This is a genomic window from Chitinophaga varians (assembly GCF_014529945.1).
Classification (GTDB): Bacteria; Bacteroidota; Bacteroidia; order Chitinophagales; family Chitinophagaceae; genus Chitinophaga; species Chitinophaga varians.
Window position 1 is genome coordinate 1,001,769 of sequence record NZ_JACVFB010000001.1, and the last position, 20,136, is coordinate 1,021,904.

Annotated in this window: 1 protein-coding gene; it reads left to right on the forward strand. The window is 54.0% G+C overall.

Annotated elements, in window-relative coordinates:
• Window positions 1-20: 20 nt before the first annotated feature.
• Entirely contained in the window at window positions 21-20,108 is a 20,088-nt protein-coding gene (locus tag ICL55_RS03630; protein WP_188094673.1) for a non-ribosomal peptide synthase/polyketide synthase, read from the forward strand.
• Window positions 20,109-20,136 lie beyond the last annotated feature (28 nt).

The window sequence follows — 20,136 nt, forward strand, 5'->3', positions numbered from 1 at the left end:
TTTCATAAAATACTACTACAATGCCCAGTTTAAATGTTAACGATATTGTAGCCCTGCTGCAACAGGCTACTGAAAATGGGGTCACTATATCAATTGAAGACGACAGCCTGTTGCTGAATATGGAGGACGACCGGGAAATCGATGAATCGTTTCTCATCAAATTAAGACAACATAAAGTCCACCTGATCGAATACCTGAAACAAAAAGATACGGAAGAGGAATATGCCTCGGAAATCGTTCCGCTGGCCGGCATCTTCGAAGGCCACGTACCGCTTTCATATAGCCAGGAGCGTCTGTGGTTCATCGACCAACTGCAGGGAAGCGTGCAATACCACATGAAAGGTGCCTTCCGCGTGAAAGGCCGGCTGGACACAGCTTCACTGGAACGTACTTTTCAGGCGATCGTGAACCGTCACGAGATATTACGCACCGTCATCTTACAGGAAGAAGGTCGCCCATACCAGCATCTGCTGGAAAAAGACCGCTGGCACATGGGCTTCACGGATGATGAACGCTATCAGGAAGACCCCGTGCAGCTGGATGCCTATATCACTACCCTGTTCAATATTCCTTTCGATCTTACGAGTGATCATATCTTCCGGGCACATCTCATTAAACTGTCGCCGGATGAACATATGCTGGTGATCGTCATTCACCATATCGCGGCGGATGGCTGGTCCATGTCCGTATTGTTCAAAGAAATGGTGGAACTGTACGCCGTTTATAACGGAGGGCATACAGACACCATGGCGCCGCTGCCGGTACAATATGCAGACTATGCCCTGTGGCAACGCAAGTACCTGCAGGGAATTTTTCTGGATAAAAAGCTGGCTTACTGGCGGAAGAAATTATCGGGCACTACTTTGCTGGAACTACCTACTGATGGGGACCGGGGGCTGCTGAAAAGTACCCGTGGCGCCATGATCACCTTCCTGATTGATATTGAACTGACCAACAAGCTGCGGCAGCTTTCCCGCGAACAGAATGCGACGCTGTATATGACGCTGCTGGCTGCTTTTAAAGTGCTGTTGTACCGCTACAGCGGTGTGGAAGATGTGTGCGTAGGCGGCGCTATCGCCGGCAGAACGCAGACGGAAATAGAAGAGCTGATCGGATTTTTTGTCAATACGCTGGCGCTCAGAAGTGACCTGAGTGGCAATCCCGCATTTACCACGTTCCTCGGGCAGATGAGAAACACGTTGCTGGATGCCTACGAACATCAGGACGCACCTTTTGAAAAAGTGGTGGAGATGATGGGAGGGGAAAGGGACGTGAGTAAAAACCCACTCTTCCAGGTGATTTTTGTGCTGGACAACGAGCCGCCGATGCCGGCATTGAAAATGGGTGAAACGCTCATTACCCGTGAACCGGTGAAACATATCACCAGTCTGTTTGATCAGTATTGGTCGCTGCTGGAACAACCCGATGGTATCCTGGTGGAGCTGGAATATTGTGTGGACCTGTTCAGCGAAGCTACCATGCAACGCATGGTGACCCACTACCTGCAGCTGTTGAACAGCGTGGTGGACAACCCCGCTACGCAGGTAGGCGCTTTTGATATCCTGCCTGCGGCAGAGAAAGAAGCGGTCCTGCATGCGTTCAACAATACGGCCGTGGCTTATCCTGCCGGTCAAACGATTACCGCCCTGTTTGATCAGCAGGCGCAGAAAACGCCGGCGGCCGTGGCCTTGTCCTTCGGTAGTGAGCAGCTGACCTACAAAACGCTGGAAGAGCGTGCCAACCGACTGGCGCAATACCTGAAAAATCTGGGCATTAGGCCGGGCGTGTTTGTGCCTGTATGTCTGGACCGTTCCGTGGAACTGATCGTCGGCATCCTTGGCATCCTGAAAGCCGGTGGCGTATATGTGCCTATTGATCCGGAATATCCTAAAGAGCGCATCCGCTTTATGTTGCAGGATACCGGTGGTAACAGGATACTCACCAGTACGGCCTATCAGGCGCTCCTCCTGGATGCGGCGCCGGATGCGGTGTTGCTGTGCACCGATCAGATGACGGCAGCACTGGAAGCACTACCGGCGATACCGGTGCAAACCAATCTTACTGCAGAGGCAGTGGCCTATGTGATGTATACTTCCGGTTCTACCGGTAAGCCCAAAGGCGCACTGGTAACACATCGCAACGTGGTGAGCCTGGCTACAGGCGGTAATTTTGTGCCGCTCGGACCGGATGACGTGTTGTTATCTACCGGTTCACCTTCTTTTGATGCCACCACTATAGAATACTGGGGAATGTTGCTCAACGGCGGGCAGCTGGTCATGTGCCCGCAAAATCATTTTCTCGATAACCGCTTGCTGCGGGAAGAGATCCGCAATCGAAAAGTCACCAAGATGTGGTTTACCGCCAGCTGGTTTAATCAGTTGGTGGATGATGATATACAACTGTTCGAAGGGCTTGCTGTCGTGATGGTAGGAGGAGAGAAGCTGTCGGAAGAACATATCCGCCGCTTCCGGGCGGCATGGCCTCAGACGACCGTTATTAACGGCTATGGCCCTACGGAGAATACGACCTTCTCGCTTACTTATGCGATTGATACCTTAACACGTGGTAAGAGTATTCCTATCGGCCGACCGTTAGGCAACCGTACCGCTTATGTGTTGGATGTTTTCGGTAACCCTGCGCCAATTGGCGTAGCAGGGGAGTTGTATGTGGGCGGCGCCGGCGTTTCGGCAGGCTATCTGCATCAGCCGGAGCTGACGGCGGAAAAATTTGTGGCCGATCCTTTCAGCGGTGAACAAGGCGCCCGCCTGTATCGCACCGGTGACCGCGCCCGCTGGCTGGCCGATGGCACCGTGGAATATCTTGGCCGTATAGACGACCAGGTGAAAATCCGCGGTTACCGTATAGAGCCCGGCGAAATAGAAAAAGTGCTCAACAGCCTCGATGAAGTCACGGCCGGTGCTGTAGTGGTGAAACAACAGGCGCCCGGTGAAAAAAGGCTCGTAGGCTATTATATCCCCGACCAGCAGGCTATACGAAAAAAAGAGGCGCAGCTGTACCTGCAGCAGGTGGAAACATGGAAAGAGCTGTATGAAACAGCTTACACCAAAGCGGAAGAGGTGCCGGACCTGGACGAGGAGTTTAACATCACCGGCTGGAATGACAGCTTTACCGGCGGCGCTATTGCACCGGAGCTCATGGCACAATGGTTACAGGATATCACCAAAGTGATCCTCGCCGAGTCACCCAAACGGGTACTCGAAATTGGTAGTGGCACCGGTCTGATTTACTATCAGCTGGTGGGGCATATCGACCGCTACATCGGTACCGACTTCTCCAGCGTATCGATGGCACAGATACAACGGAGAATAGATAAAAAAGAACGTACTTACCCGGACACTACGCTGAAATTGTGCGCGGCACACGATGTGGTGATCGATGAACAGGAGTCCATCGATACCATTATCCTCAACTCCATCGTACAGTATTTCCCGGGAGAACAATACATGACGGACGTACTCACCAAATGCGTCTCTCTGCTGAAAGGCAGTGGTACCATCATCATCGGCGACGTGCGTGATCTCCGCCTGCTGCCTTCTTTTAAACGCAGGCTTCAACTGGATGTACTGCAAGACAGAACGAACATCCGCGAATTCAACTGGCAGGTGGAACAGGAAGTGCTGAAAGAGGAAGAGCTGTGTTTCTCCCCGGCTTATTTTTACCAGTTGGCCAACATCTTCCCGGAAATCACCCATATCAATATTCAATGGAAAGAGGCAGACTACAGCAATGAGTTGAGCCTTTACCGTTATACCGTTATCATACACGTAGGGAAGGAAAAGAATGTCCTTCGCACCAACTGGCAGTCATGGGATACGCTGGAAGATAAAAGCAGCGTGCTCGACGACCTGACAGCGGGCAATGACATCATCGCTTTAAAAGATGTACCTAACCCAAGACTGTGGAAGGAAAGGTTGCTGGACCTGGCAGTACGGAGCAAAGCCGTGGAAACAGTCCGCGAGCTGACTGCTTTCAGCACCAAGGCTGACCCGGAAACCCGTATGGTACAGGAAATTGTCCGTCTCGCTAAAGCCAAAGGATATCACTATCGTTTGCTGGTGCATGAAGACCCGCTGAAAGCCGACCTCGTGCTGGAGCGTCATCCCTTTGACGGTGTCATCGAGCGGGCCGCAGTGCCTGCCGTTGCTGCCTCCACGCCTAAGACCAGCGTTCCGCTGTTCCCCGATATCTGTGCGCTGATACAACGTGATATCCGCGAAGCGATGGCCAAACTGCTGCCGGACTATATGGTCCCGGGTGACTTTATCGCCCTGCAGCAGTTACCGCTGACCAACAACGGTAAGACAGACCGCCGGTTCCTTAGCGAACGGGAAGACCTGCAGCGTAAAAGCAGTATCTATTACCAGGCGCCCGTAACGCCCACAGAGCGTGAGCTGGCTGCTATCTGGACAGACCTGCTCCGGGTGGAGACCATCGGCGTAAAAGATAATTTCTTTGAATCCGGCGGGCACTCCCTGCTGGCCACCCGCGCGGTGTCTGCTATCAGAAAAGTGATGAATGCGGAGCTGACAGTACGGGATTTCTTCCTGTATCCGACCATCAGCGATCTGGCGGTGTATCTGGACCAGCAGGACAGAAGCAGCCTGCTGCCACCGGTGCTGACCGGCCGTCGCCCTTCGCTGATACCGTTATCGTTTAGCCAGGAACGTTTGTGGTTTATCGATGAGCTGGAAGGCTCTCTGGCGTATCATATGCCACTGGCCCTGCGACTGAAAGGCGCGCTCAATAAAGAAGCGCTGGTGAAGGCTTTGCAGGCGCTGGTGAACCGCCACGAGATATTGCGCACCGTTATCCGCGAGAAAAACGGTACCGCCTATCAGCAGGTAATGGACAAAGACAAATGGAAGATGGACGCATCGCAGTGGGACCTGCGTCTCACGGACACGGCTACCCTGCATCAGCATATCCTGTCGGTGATCAATACGCCGTTCAACCTCTCGGAAGACCATATGCTGCGGGCCCACCTGATGGAAGGTGCCCATGAAGAATACATCCTCGTGATGGTGATGCACCATATCGCCTCCGACGGCTGGTCTGTTTCCATATTGGTAAATGAGCTGGCGGCTTACTATGAAGCCTATACGGAAGACAGCCCGGCGGCAGTGGCCGATCTGGACCTGCAATATGCTGATTTCGCCGTTTGGCAGCGTAACTGGCTGACGCCCGAAGTGCTGGAAACGCGATTGGAATATTGGAAACAACAATTGCAAAGCGTAGCGCCGCTGAACCTGCCCACCGACCGTACCCGTCCGGTGGTGCAAAGCAGACGTGGCAGCATGGCTACTTTCAAAATAGAAAATATTCTAAAGGAACAATTAAAGCAGCTGGCGCAACAACAGGATGCTACGCTGTTCATGACATTGTTGGCTGCATTTAAGGTATTGTTGCACCGTTACAGTGGACAGGATGATATCTGCGTAGGCAGCCCCGTTGCCGGCAGAATACAGCAGGAGGTGGAAGGACTGATCGGGTTCTTTGTGAATACGCTGGCGTTGCGCAGCGATCTGGGAAATAATCCTTCCTTCACCGCCCTGTTGCAACAGGTGAAAGAAACGACGCTGGGCGCTTATGATCATCAGGAAGTGCCTTTTGAGAAAATAGTGGATGCCGTAGTCACCAGCAGAGACCTTAGCAGAACGCCGTTGTTCCAGGTGGTCTTCGGTTTACAGAACATGCCGGATATTCCGGCGATCAGCCTTGGCAGCGTCTCTGTAAAAGAAGAAGTGTTTGAACATACCACCGCCCAGTTTGACTTAAGTTTCTCCGCCATCGAAAACCGTGACGGTATTGAGGTGAATGTAGAATATTGCAGCGATCTGTTCGATCATCAAACGATTCTGCGTTTGTGGCAACATTTTGAACAGCTGCTTCGCAGCGTGGTGCTGAAGCCGGAAGAAAAAATCGGTCTGCTGCCCATGCTCGCCAAAGGAGAACGCGAACAGTTGCTGGAGACTTTCAATGCCGCAGCGGTTGGTTATCCTACAGAAAAAACCATCGTGGACCTGCTGATGGAACAGGCGCTTCGTACGCCCGATGCCGTAGCCGTGTCGCTGGATAACGAATCGCTGACCTATCGTGAGCTGCATGCGCGTTCCAATCAACTGGCGCATCATCTGCGCGAAAAAGGCGTGGTAGAAGATACGCTGGTGCCCATCTGTATAGAACGTTCGCTGGATATGATCGTTGGCATACTGGCTATTCTGAAGGCTGGTGGCGCGTATGTGCCTATAGACCCGGATTATCCGGAGGAGCGCATCCGCTTTATGCTGGATGATACCGCTGCTACTGTGATCGTTACCAGCAGCACCTGCAAAGACAAAGTAAAAACCGGTCGTAAAGACACCGTGGTGGTGGCTGTAGATAAAAAGCTGCGTACCCCCGCCGCACACAAGGCAGCGCCGCCGGTAACGCAACTGAAGCCTTCCCACCTCGCCTATGTGATTTATACCTCCGGCTCTACCGGTAATCCCAAGGGGGTGCTGATAGAGCATCGTAATGTGGTAAGATTGTTTGAGACAGACGCGCCGTTGTATGACTTTAACAGCAACGACGTGTGGACCATGTTCCACTCTTTCTGCTTCGACTTCTCCGTGTGGGAAATGTATGGTGCCCTGTTTTACGGTGGCCGTGTGGTGATAGTGCCCAAGCCGGTAGCACAGGATGCTATTGCCTTTGGGGAGTTGTTGCTGCGGGAGAAGGTGACCATCCTGAACCAGACGCCTTCTGCGTTCTATGTGTTGCAGGACTATCTGACAGGTGTTACAGACACCGTGCCGGTGCGTTATGTGATCTTCGGCGGAGAAGCGCTGAATCCCGGTAAGGTACAGCCATGGCTGCAATCGTATGGCGACTGCCGTCTGGTCAATATGTACGGTATTACCGAAACCACGGTACACGTCACCTATCAGCCGATCGCATTACATCATGCCAATAGCGGCAGTGTGATAGGCGTACCTATTCCGACCCTGAGCCTGTATATTCTGGACCCGTATGGCGGACTGGCGCCGGCGGGCGTGGCAGGAGAGCTGCATGTAGGTGGTGCAGGTCTGGCCAGAGGTTACCTCCATCGTCCGGAGCTCACCGAAACGAGGTTTGTGGCCGATCCTTTCAGCCATGATACCAATGCCCGTATGTACCGCACCGGTGACCTCGGTCGCTGGTTGCCGGACGGCACAGTGGAATACCTGGGCCGCATAGATGACCAGGTGAAAATCCGTGGCTTCCGCATTGAGTTGGGCGAGATAGAAAGCGTGATGACCAAATGTGAACTGGTGAATCAGGCGGTGGTACTGGCGAAAGCGGATAACAAAGGCAACAAACGCCTGGTGGGATATGTGGTGCCTAACGGCACCTATGACAGGGCCGCTATCCTGGCTTATCTGAAAGATAAACTGCCGGATTACATGGTCCCTGCCATCCTGGTGGAATTGGATAGATTGCCGCTGACCCGCAACGGTAAAGTAGATAAAAAAGCGCTGCCCGACGCTGACGCCGGTGCTGTGCTGACGAACGAATACATCGCACCGCGTACAGACACAGAACGCGCGCTGGCGCTCATCTGGAAAGACCTGCTCGGTGTAGAACGGGTAGGGCTGCACGATAATTTCTTTGAACTGGGAGGCGACTCTATCATCACCATACAAGTGGTGAGCCGCGCGCGTCGTGCCGGTTATCATTTGCATCCGCGCGATCTCTTCCTGCATCAGACCATCGGTAGCCTGGCAGTGATGCTGGGCGCTGGTCAACAGGCGGTGAATGCCGGTGAACAAGGTACGCTCACCGGAGAAAGTGGTTTACTGCCCATTCAACAATGGTATTTTAACAGCGAAGCTCCCACCGTATCACACTACAACCAGGGCTTATGGGTGAAGATCGATAAGGACATCGCACCGGAAACTCTTGCTACTGCCATCGCGGGCCTGGTCCGCTACCATGATGCGCTGCGTTTCACCTATCAGCAGCAGGCTTCCGGATGGAAACAACATTACGGCCATACGGAAGGCTCCCTGGAAGTAATAGACCTGCACGCAATATCACCTGCGGCGTTATCCGAACAGGTGTTATCCTACGCAGAAGCGGCACATCGCAGCCTGGATATTACGGCCGGCATTTTGTTGCATGCCACCCTGTTGTTAACGCCTTCGGCGGAAGCACAGAACCACCTGCTGCTGGCGGTACATCACCTGGCGGTAGATGGTGTGTCATGGAGAATTATATTGGAAGACCTGGTGCTGCTGCTGAAAAATAATGATAACAAACCTGTAGAGGAAGTGCTGGGTGCAAAAGGTACGTCCATCCGCCAATGGCAGGAAGCGCTCACCACTTATGGCCATCAGACGTTGCTGACCAGCCAGCCGGCTTACTGGGAGAAAATAGCTGGTCAGTATACGCCGCTGAAAAAACAAAAAGACAATACACAGCCTGTTACGCTGAAGGATATACGCCAACAGCAGGTGCGACTGGACGCGGCCAAAACAATCGCGTTGTTACAGGAAGCGCCCAGGGCCTATCATACTGAAATCAATGATATCCTATTGTGCGCACTGGCGCAGGCGGTAGCGGCATGGAATGGCCAGCAGCAGGTGATCGTCGGCCTGGAAGGCCATGGTCGCGAAGACATCGCTAAAGGCATTGACACCACGCATACCGTAGGTTGGTTTACCTCGTTGTATCCGGTGTTGCTGGACGTGACCGGAAAACAGGACATTGGCGCCGTGCTTACAGCTGTCAAAGAACAGCTCCGCCAGGTGCCCGACAGAGGTATCGGTTTCGGGGTACTGAAATATCTCGCCAAAGTTCCTGCATTGCAGGGTAAAGATCCGTGGGACATCGTGTTTAACTACCTGGGCCAGGTGGACCGGGTAGTGAGTGACGCGGGGCCTGTCCGCCACGCAGAAGAACTGCCGGGACAAGGCATGGCGCCGGATTATCCCGTGCATGAAAAAATAGCGGTCAACAGTATCATCCAAAACGGGGAACTGGTGCTTGACTGGAGTTACAGTACCCGCCATTTTGAAGCAGCGGATATCGCGGCATTGTCTGCCTTGTATCTGACACAGCTGGAAACACTGATTGCACATTGTGCCTCCAGACAGGAAGCTGTTTTCACGCCATCCGATTTCGGGCTGGGCAATGTTATCAGCATCGCCGAGCTGAATGCCTTTATGGCAGATAGTTTCCGGGGCGCGCCGAGACAAGGGCAGGTAGAAGGGATCTACCGCCTCAGCGGTCTGCAGGAAGGCATGCTCTTCCACGGACTGTACGATAAACATAATGCTGCTTATATCGAGCAACTGGGATGCGATCTGGAAGATCCGGACATCAGCCTGTTGCAACAGAGCTGGAACCACCTGCTGGGCCGATACAGCGTATTACGTACCGGTTTCTATTATGATGAGTTCAGCATACCGCTGCAATGTGCTTATGAGCAGGCAGAGATGCCGTTTGAACTGCTCGACTACAGCCATCTGGACGCGGCGGCACAACAACAGGCGTTGAAGGATTATGAAGCAGCAGATCAGGAGCGGGGCATCGATTTCACAGAAGTGCCGTTGATGCGGGTGGCGCTGATACGCTTGCAGGACAAGCGTTACCGTATGCTGTGGACATTCCATCATATTCTTTTCGATGGTTGGTCATTAGCGGTATTGCTGGAAAATCTGTTGAACACATACGAAAGACTGTCAGCCGGAGAGCCAGCAGGCATCTACGAAAAAGATCAGTACAGCGATTATATCCATTATGTGGAGCAGCAGGACAAAGCGCAGGCGTCAGCTTACTGGCAGGGCTACCTGAAAGATGCAGATGAAGGCACGTTGTTGCCGTTTATCCCTGCTACGGCTGAACGTACCAAAGGTTCCGGCGTCTACAAAGCAGTGAGCGTATTGCTGGATAAGGATACTACCGCTACACTGACCCGTTTTGCGCAACAGCAAAGGGTGACCATTAATACTATAATGCAGGGCGTGTGGGCGTTCTTGTTATCCAGATATACCGGTCGTAATGAAGTGACCTACGGTGTTACCGTTTCCGGTCGCCCGGAAGACCTGCCAGGTGTAGAACAACGTGTAGGCCTGTATATCAACACGCTGCCATTACATACAACGGTGCAGGAAAACAGCCGCATGGTGTCCTGGTTGCAGGACATACAGGCGGCCCAGCTGGAGAGCAGGGAGTTCCAATATACCGGTCTGGATACCATCCAGCGCGGCGCAGGTATTTCCGGTGATTTGTTTGACAGCCTGCTGGTATTCGAAAACTACCCGATCAGCAAAGCGGTAGGGTCCGACCATTGGCGCCTGCGGATAGATAACGCGTCTGTTCATGAGCACACGAACTATCCGCTGGATATTATCATCGAAGCAGGAGAAACGACCAGCATCCGCTTCAATTACAATTCAGATATCCTGTTGGCCGACTATGTAGAGGCCATCGCGGCACACTTTGAAAAGGTACTATTGCAGGTCATGTCATCCGGCAATGTGCTGGTACGGGAGCTGGAATGGTTGACAAATGCAGAGCGCGAGCAACTGCATGCGTTTAATGATACCGCGGCCGACTATCCGCAAGATAAAACGCTGGTAAGCCTTTTCACCGAACAGGCTCACCGCACGCCGGAAGCCATCGCCACGATTTTTGAGGAAGAGGCGCTGACTTACCGGGAACTGGAAGAACGTTCCGCACAGCTGGCCAGCTATCTGCACAGCAAAGGAGTAGGCCGCGAAACACTGGTGCCCATTTTGCTGGAGCGTTCCAATGCCATGATCGTGGCTATCCTGGGCGTTTTGCGCGCCGGCGGGGCTTATGTTCCGGTAGATCCGGCTTACCCGGAAGAGCGCGTCCATTATATGCTGAAAGATACCAAAGCGACGGTGGTAGTAGGCGATAGCCGGACAGCGGCGCTGGTGCCTTCCCATGTTACGTTGATCAAACTGGATACGGACTGGACCACCATCAGCGGTTACCCCGTAGTGGCGCCGGATCTGAAGATTGCGCCCGACCATCTCGCTTATGTGATCTATACCTCCGGTTCTACCGGTAACCCCAAAGGGGCGATGAATGAACACCGCGGCGTGGTGAACCGCCTCCTCTGGACACAGGAATACTTCGGCCTGACGCCGGAAGATGCGGTGTTGCAGAAGACAACCTTCAGCTTCGACGTGTCTGTATGGGAACTGCTGTGGCCATTGATCTGCGGCGCGAAACTGGTGTTCGCCAAACCGGAAGGCCAGAAAGATGCGGACTACCTACAGGCAGCTATCCGGCAGTATGGCATTACGACCATTCACTTCGTGCCTTCCCTGTTGAATGTGTTTCTGGAAAATATCGACAGCGGCGCCTGCCCGTCATTACAGCGGGTGCTGTGCAGCGGCGAAGCGCTGAAGCCTCAACAGGTGATGGCTGTGCAGGAAAAACTGCCGCATGTGGGCCTGTATAACCTGTACGGACCTACGGAGGCAGCCATCGATGTTACCTGCTGGCATGCCCCTGCGTCGGGTCATGTCGACCTGGTGCCGATAGGCAAACCGGTGGCTAATACACAACTTTATATCCTAGATAAAGCGGGGCATCTGCTGCCTCCCGGTATTGCAGGTGAATTACACATCGGTGGGACGCAGGTGGCCAGAGGTTATCTGCATCGTGCCGACCTGACCGCCGAAAAATTTGTGGCAGATCCTTTCAGTCAGGCTGCAGGCGCGACGATGTACCGTACCGGTGACTTGTGCCGCTGGCTGCCGGATGGCAACATCGAATACCTGGGTCGTATAGACGACCAGGTGAAAATCCGCGGCTTCCGTGTAGAACCGGGCGAGATCGAAAATGCGTTGCTCGATTCACAGCTGGTCAATGATGCCGCCGTCGTGGTGAGAGAGGATGCGGGTGGCCATAAACGCCTGATTGGCTATGTGGTGCCGGCAACAACGTTCGATAAAGAGGCGATCATTTCCGCACTACGGGAAAGGCTGCCCGAATACATGGTGCCGGCCATTCTGGTGCCGCTGGAAGACATTCCGCTTACGGCCAGTGGTAAGGTGAACCGCAAAGCGCTGCCTGATCCGGATTTCTCCGCCGTAGCAGCCGGAGCATACATCGCGCCACGCAACGAAACAGAACGCATACTCGCCGACATATGGCAACAGTTACTCAACCTGCCACGTATAGGCGTTGACGATAATTTCTTTGAATCCGGAGGTGATTCCATCATTACCATACAGGTGGTGAGCCGTGCCAGAAGGGCCGGCCTGGAATTCCAGCCCCGCGACATCTTTACACATCAGACTATTGCAGCCCTGGCAACAGCATTGCAATCCCGCAGCAAAACGGTGCTGGTGGGCGAGCAAGGCATATTGACAGGGACCAGTGGTTTATTGCCTATTCAACAATGGTACCTGGAAACAGCCGGTCAGGATGCACCGTATTTCAACCAAAGCGTATTGCTGACTATCAGCAAACAAGTAAATGCTGATGCGCTGGCAGCCGCTGTTAAACAACTGCTGGCCACACACGACAGCCTTCGGTTCAGATATACGCACAACGGCGACGACTGGGAACAAACCTATGGTACTTACGAAGGTATGCTCGCGGTAGAAGACCTGCAGACGGTTTCCGCAGCCCTGCTACCCGGCAGGATAGAAGAACTGGCCCGCCAATATCACGCGACCCTCAGCCTCGAAAGTGGCATCCTGATAAGAGCAGTACTGGTGCAGACACCAGAGGAGGAAAAAGACAACCGCCTCCTGATGGTGGTCCATCACCTGGCGGTGGACGGGGTGTCCTGGCGTATTCTGCTGGAAGATCTGGAGCTATTGCTGCAACAAGGTCCTGCGGCGTTGACCGCGCCGAAAGGGACTTCCTACCGCCAATGGCACCAGGCACTGACAGCCTATGGCCAGTCGGACCGCCTGCAAAGCCAGCAGCCTTTCTGGGAACAGGTGCAGGAACGTTACCTCCCGTTACGGACTGATTTTAACCACTCAACAACTATAACGGCATCGGACCTACGTACACAGGAAGTACGCCTAAACGCTGCCTTAACACAACAACTCCTACAGCGTACCACCTCAGCTTACCGCACGGAAGTGAATGACCTGTTGCTGGCGGCATTAACCCGCACATTGTCCGCCTGGAGCGGCGGAGCCGGTACTGTTATCGGTCTCGAAGGCCATGGCCGTGAGGATATCACTGCCGGCGTGGATACCAGTCGTACTGTAGGTTGGTTTACATCATTGTATCCCGTATACCTGCCCGCCGCGGAAGAGGAGGCGCCGGACGCACTGCTGAAAACAGTGAAGGAAAGTCTCCGTAAGGTCACCGACAAGGGGATTGGTTACGGTGTGCTGAAGTACATCAATAAAGTACCGTCGCTGCAAGGCAGTCATCCATGGGACATCATCTTCAACTACCTCGGACAGGTGGATAATGTGACGCAGCCCGGTAGTTACCTCGGTCTCGCCAGAGAATCGTCCGGCACCGGACTGTCGCCGGCATTGAAGGTCCATGAAAAGATGGGCGTAGACTGCATTGTGCAGGGAGGTGAACTGGTGGTGCAATGGAAATATAGCCAGTTGCACTATGATGCCACAACGATCTCTCTGCTGGCGGCAGATTATCTGTCGCAGCTGGAAGTGCTGATACTGCATTGTGTGGCGCAACAGGATACCAAAGCCACACCGGCGGATTACGGCCTGGGACAGGAGATCAGCTGGCAGGAACTGGACCGCTTCCTCGACGCGCCCTACAAAGGCACCGATCGCCGGAAACAGGTAGCAGGCCTTTACCGCCTCAGCGGATTGCAGGAAGGTATGCTCTTCCACGGTCTCTATGATGGCGAGAGCGGTACTTACATCGAACAGTTTATCTGCGACCTGGAGCAGTTGCGCCCGCACGCCTTTATTCAGAGCTGGAACCGCTTGTTACAACAATATACCATCCTGCGCACCGGATTTTATTATGATGAATTCAGCATCCCGGTGCAATGTGTATACGAACAGGTGGAAATACCTGTCTCCATACTCGATTATACACACCTCGACAAAGCCGCACAGGAAGAAGCTTTTGCGACCTTTAAAGCGGAAGACCTGCGTCAGGGATTTGATTTCCGTGAAGCGCCGCTCATGCGACTGACACTGGTGCAGCTGAAAGATAACCATTACCGGATGTTGTGGACATCCCACCATATTTTGCTGGACGGCTGGTCGCTGCCGGTACTGGTAGATAGCTTGCTCAATACTTACGAGCTGCTGGTAACAGATAAAGCGCTACCTGCCGTAACAGTAGACCACTTTGAAGATTATATCCGCTATCAGGAGAAACAGGACAAAGCGCAACTGGCTGCTTTCTGGAAACAATACCTGCAAGGTGCCACCGAAGGTACATTGCTGCCATTTATTGATGCGGCCACCACAAGGACGAAAGGCAGCGGCCTATATCTCGAACACCAGCTCGCACTAGACCGTACATTTACCCGGCAGCTGACGGCTTTCGCCCAGCAACATCATATTACCACCAGTACGCTGATGGAAGGCGTGTGGGCGTACCTGTTATATCGGTACACCGGCCGGGATGAAATCTCCTACGGCGTTACCGTATCCGGACGACCAGACGACCTGCCGGGCGTGGAACAGCGGGTAGGGTTGTATATCAACACCCTGCCGCTGCATACCAGTGTGAACGAACATCAGGAGATCGTGGCATGGCTGCAGGCCATACAGGCAGGACAGCTGAAAAGCCGTGACTACCAGTATGCCAGTCTGAATGATGTGCAGCAATGGACCGGCGTAGGCAGCGATCTGTTCGACAGCTCCATCACCTTCCAGAACTATCCCGTTAATGAAGTGCTGGAAGCCCGTGAGTGGGCGTTGCGGATCCGGAATGTAGAGATACATCCGCATACCAACTATCCGTTGACCATCATTATTGCGATCGCAGAACAAACATCCCTGTTGTTCGCTTACAACAGCGGACTTCTGCCGGAGCCTTATATCCGCATGATAGCAGGGCATTTCCGCAAGGTGTTGGAACAGATCGTAACGCAGCAGGCTGCGATACTGGCGGACATAGAACCGCTGACGACGGAGGAGAAAGCTTCACTGGTCCATACTTCCAGTGTTGAATATCCGAAGGAGGCGACCGTTACCAGTCTGTTCGAAGCGCAAGTCGGCCGCGTAGCAGCGGAGACAGCTGTGGTATTTGAAGAGGACACGCTCACCTGGCAGCAGCTGGAAGACCGCGCCAATCAGCTCGCACGTTACCTGCGTAACCTGGGCGTACAGCCCGGTGAACTGGTGCCGTTGTGCATAGAGCGTTCCGTGCATCTCATTGCCGGTATGCTGGGCATCCTGAAAGCCGGCGCTGCCTACGTGCCCATAGACCCCGAATTCCCGGCAGAACGAATAGCTTACATCTTAAAAGATACCGGCGCCAGGATGGTCGTGAGCAGTGATGCCTGTGCGAAACTTTTGCCACAGCGCCCATCATTGCAGGTGATCGCTGTCGATGGCGCCTCCGCGAAGATCAACGCACTGGATACATCCCGTATAGACGTTGCCGTGAAGCCCGACAGCGTGGCCTATGTAATTTATACTTCCGGCAGTACGGGTCAACCGAAAGGTGTATTGGTCTCACATGGTAACCTGGTAGATTATACATACGGCCTGAAAACGGCCACACCACTGGATACCTGTCATTCTTTCGGTTTGTTGTCCAGTATCGCTACCGACCTGGGTAACACGGTCATATTCGGTTCCCTGCTGACAGGCGGCGCGCTGCATCTCTTCTCCAAAGAAGCGATCAACGATCCGGAGAAAATCAACCGTTACCTGCGCCGTCATCCGCTGGACTGCATCAAGGTGGTGCCTTCCCACTGGAAAGCGCTCTGCTCTGGTGATACCCTGCTGCTCCCTGAAAAACTGCTGATATTCGGTGGTGAAGCGTTGGACAGTGGCGTGATCGACAGTATCCGTGCGGCCAGGGCGTCTTGCACCGTGGTGAACCACTATGGACCAACGGAAACGACTATCGGAAAATTATTGCATGTGGTGAGCGCTGACCAGGTGTACGGAAAAACCGTTCCGATCGGCAAACCTTTCTCAAATACTAACGTATACATTGTGAGTCCGGCGGGTAAACTATGCCCCGCAGGCGTGCCGGGAGAGCTGCTGATTGGCGGCGCCGGTGTGGCCCGGGGATATTTACACCAGCCCGAACTCACGGAACATAAATTTATCACTGACCCATTTCAACCAGGCGCCGGCCAGCGGACATACCGTACCGGCGATCTGGTGAAATACCTGCCCGATGGCAATATCCTCTTCCTGGGTCGTATAGACGATCAGGTGAAGATCAGAGGATACCGGGTGGAACCGGGAGAGATAGCGTCCGTACTGGCTGCCTTTGACAATATCAGTCAGGCGGTGGTGCTGGTGAAAACCGATACCTCCGGCGATAAACGTCTCGTGGCCTACGTAGTGCCCCAGGGTGAATATGACCGTGACGCGGTAAATGATTATATCCGTCAGGAGCTGCCGGACTATATGCATCCCTCTTCCATGGTGGTGCTGGACCACTTCCCGCTGCTGCCGAACGGTAAAATAGACCGTAAGGCCTTGCCCGATCCGGAAGTGACGGTAACTACCGGTGAAGCCTATACGGCCCCGTCCACACCAACCGAAGTGAAAATGGCCGCTATCTGGGCCCGACTGTTGGAAGTGGAGCAGGTAGGCCTGCAGGATGATTTCTTTGCGCTGGGTGGCCACTCCCTGTTGGCTATCCGCCTGATCTCCGCCATCCGTAAGGAACTGACGGCGGAAGTGGTGATCGGCGACGTATTCGACTATCCCACCGTAAAAGCGTTGTCAGCCCGTCTCGACGGCAACCGTGTAGACACTACCGTGCCTGCTGTGGTAAAACAAGACAGACCCAAACAAGTGCCGCTGTCGTTTAGCCAGGAACGTTTGTGGTTTATCGACCAGATGGAAGGCAGCGTGCACTATCATGTGCCAACGGTGCTGCGCCTCAAAGGCAACCTGCAGCCACAGATACTGGAGCAGGCTTTCCAGACCATCGTTGACCGTCACGAGGTATTACGCACCGTGATGGAGCAGGAAGACGGACAAGCCTTCCAGCGCGTGAAACCCGCAGGTAACTGGCGACTGGACAGCATCAGCCGTCCTGCTTACCTGCACGACGTGGCAGCGCTGCATGAGGAAATAGCCCGCCTGGTGGCTATACCCTTCGATCTGCAACACGACCATATGTTGCGGGTACATCTCATCTCCCTGTCTGAACAGGAGCACGTGATCGTGGTCATCCTGCACCATATCGCGTCCGACGGATGGTCCAACACCATCCTCGTGGATGAACTGGTGGAACTATATGCGGCCGGCGCAGAAGGCCGCGCCCCGCAATTGAAAGCACTGCCGGTGCAATACGCCGACTACGCCCTCTGGCAAAGGAACTACCTGTCCGGCGATGTGCTGGAACAACAGCTGGGATACTGGAAACGTCAACTGAATGATGTGGCGCCGTTACAACTGCCGACGGACTTTATTCGTCCGGCGGTACAAAGCACCCGTGGCGCACGTTTCTGGTTCATGCTCGATGAGGAACTGACAGGCAATATACGGTCGCTGTGCCAGGAAGAAGGCGTGACACTGTTTATGGCCCTGCTGGCAGCTTACAATGTGCTCCTGCACCGTTACAGCGGACAGGATGATATCTGCGTAGGCAGCCCGGTAGCCGGCAGAACACAACACGAGTCAGAAGGACTGATAGGCCTGTTTATCAATACCATCGCGCTGCGTGCTGACCTAAGTGATAACCCGGTCTTCTCTACTTTCCTGCAACAGGTGAAGGCCACCACCCTGGGTGCCTTTACACACCAGGAAGTGCCTTTCGAGAAGATTGTGGACGCGGTGGTGAAAGACCGTGATGTGAGCCGTACGCCGCTGTTCCAGGCCGCCTTCGTATTACAGAATGCGCCCGCGATACCGGAATTCAAATTACAGGACGTACAATTTACCATAGAAGATATTCCTTATACCACTACTAAAGTGGACCTCAACTTTACGCTGGAAGAAGTAGGCGGAGAGCTGCGGGGTTGCGTGGAATATTGCGCAGACCTCTTCCGGGAAGATACCATCCAGCGGATGGCGCGCCATTTCGAGCAGCTGTTGCGTACCGCCGTGGCCACTCCGGGAGCCAGCATCGGCACCATGGCCATGCTGAGCGCCGTGGAAGAAACAGCGCTCCTGCATACGTTCAATGATTCGGCCGTTGACTATCCGCTGAACAATACCATCATCGATCAGCTGAAAGTACAGGTAGGCCTGCAACCGGAAGCTACCGCGCTGATATTCACCGGTCAGCATTTAACCTACCGCGAACTCGACGAGCGCGCGGCACAGATGGCACACTACCTCCGCGGCAAAGGGGTGACCAACCGTTCGCTGGTGCCTATTTGCCTGGAACGCTCGCTGGAAATGATCATCAGCATACTGGGCATCCTGAAAGCCGGTGCGGCCTATGTGCCCATCGACCCCGAGTATCCGGCAGACCGTATCAGCTACATGCTGACAGATACCGGTGCGGATGTGATGGTGAGCAGTAGCAGCTGCAGCGGTAAACTGCGTGTAGCCAATCCCGATGCCGCCATTGTATTGGTAGATGAAGAAGCCGCCGCCATCAGCAGTTACCCGGTGACAGAGCCGGCCAAACTGCCGGCGCCGGGAGATCTGGCCTATGTGATCTATACTTCCGGTTCTACCGGCAAACCCAAAGGCGTGATGCTGGAACATCGCGGCGTGGTGAACCTGGCCCTCAGCCAACGCGACGCCCTGTGGCTGAAGCCCGGCATGCGCTCCCTCCAGTTTGCCTCCTTCGGTTTTGACGCTTCCTGCTATGAAATATTCAACACCCTGCTGAGCGGCGGTATCCTCGTACTTCCGCGTAAGGAAGACTTGCTATCGGCCGACAGCTTTGCGGAACTGGTCAATATCCAACAGGTGGACCTGGTGACGCTGCCGCCTTCTTATCAGCATATTATCAAAGACGTACTGGGACCGGTAAAAACCATCGTGTCTGCCGGGGAGCCACTGAACCGGGAAGACGGAAAATACCTGCAAGGAAAGGGTATCCGGCTCATTAACGCCTACGGGCCTACGGAGAATACGGTTTGTACCACCCTCACGGACCAGCCTATACGGGAAGATAATGTGGTGACCATCGGTAAGCCTATCGCGAATGTGAGCGTATACATACTGGACCGCTATGGTGCTTTATGCCCCATCGGCGTGGCAGGGGAGATGTGTATCGGCGGTGCTAACCTGGCCCGCGGTTATCTCCACAGGGAAACACTCACCACAGAGAAGTTCATTCCGCACCCTTTCAGTGCTACGCCTGGCGCCCGTCTGTACCGGACAGGAGACACCGCCCGCTGGCTGCCCGACGGTAATATCGAATACATCGGCCGTATAGACCATCAGGTGAAAATACGCGGCTTCCGTATAGAGTTAGGTGAAATTGAAACCGTACTACAGGAATGTGAACTGGTGAACGAAGCCGTGGTGCTGGCAAGAGCTGACGGCGCTGATAACAAACGGTTGGTCGGCTATATCGTGCCACAAGGCGATTTCGATAAAGAGGGCATCCTGAGCTACCTGAAAGAGAAGCTACCGGAATACATGGTGCCTGCCTTGCTGATACCGATGGAGCAGCTGCCGGTAACCGCCAGCGGTAAAATTGACCGTCGTGCGTTGCCTGATCCGGATGATCTGCATAAAGGCACATTCGTAGCGCCGCGTGATACCATGGAAGAAGATCTGGCCGCTATCTGGCAGGAACTGCTGGAAGTACCACAGGTAGGCATATACGATGATTTCTTTGAGCTGGGTGGCGACTCGCTGCTGGCTGTAAGGGTGGTGGCCCATCTCAAACGGAAACTGGCCATTCAGCTCTCTGTCAGCAAGCTGTTTGAATGTAAGAACATCGCACAGCTGGCCGCTTACATACAGGAGCTGGCTACCGCCACCACAACGGAAAATGATGCCGCCTACGATGTACACGAGCTGTAAGTCGGCATCCATCAACATTTACTGGTAT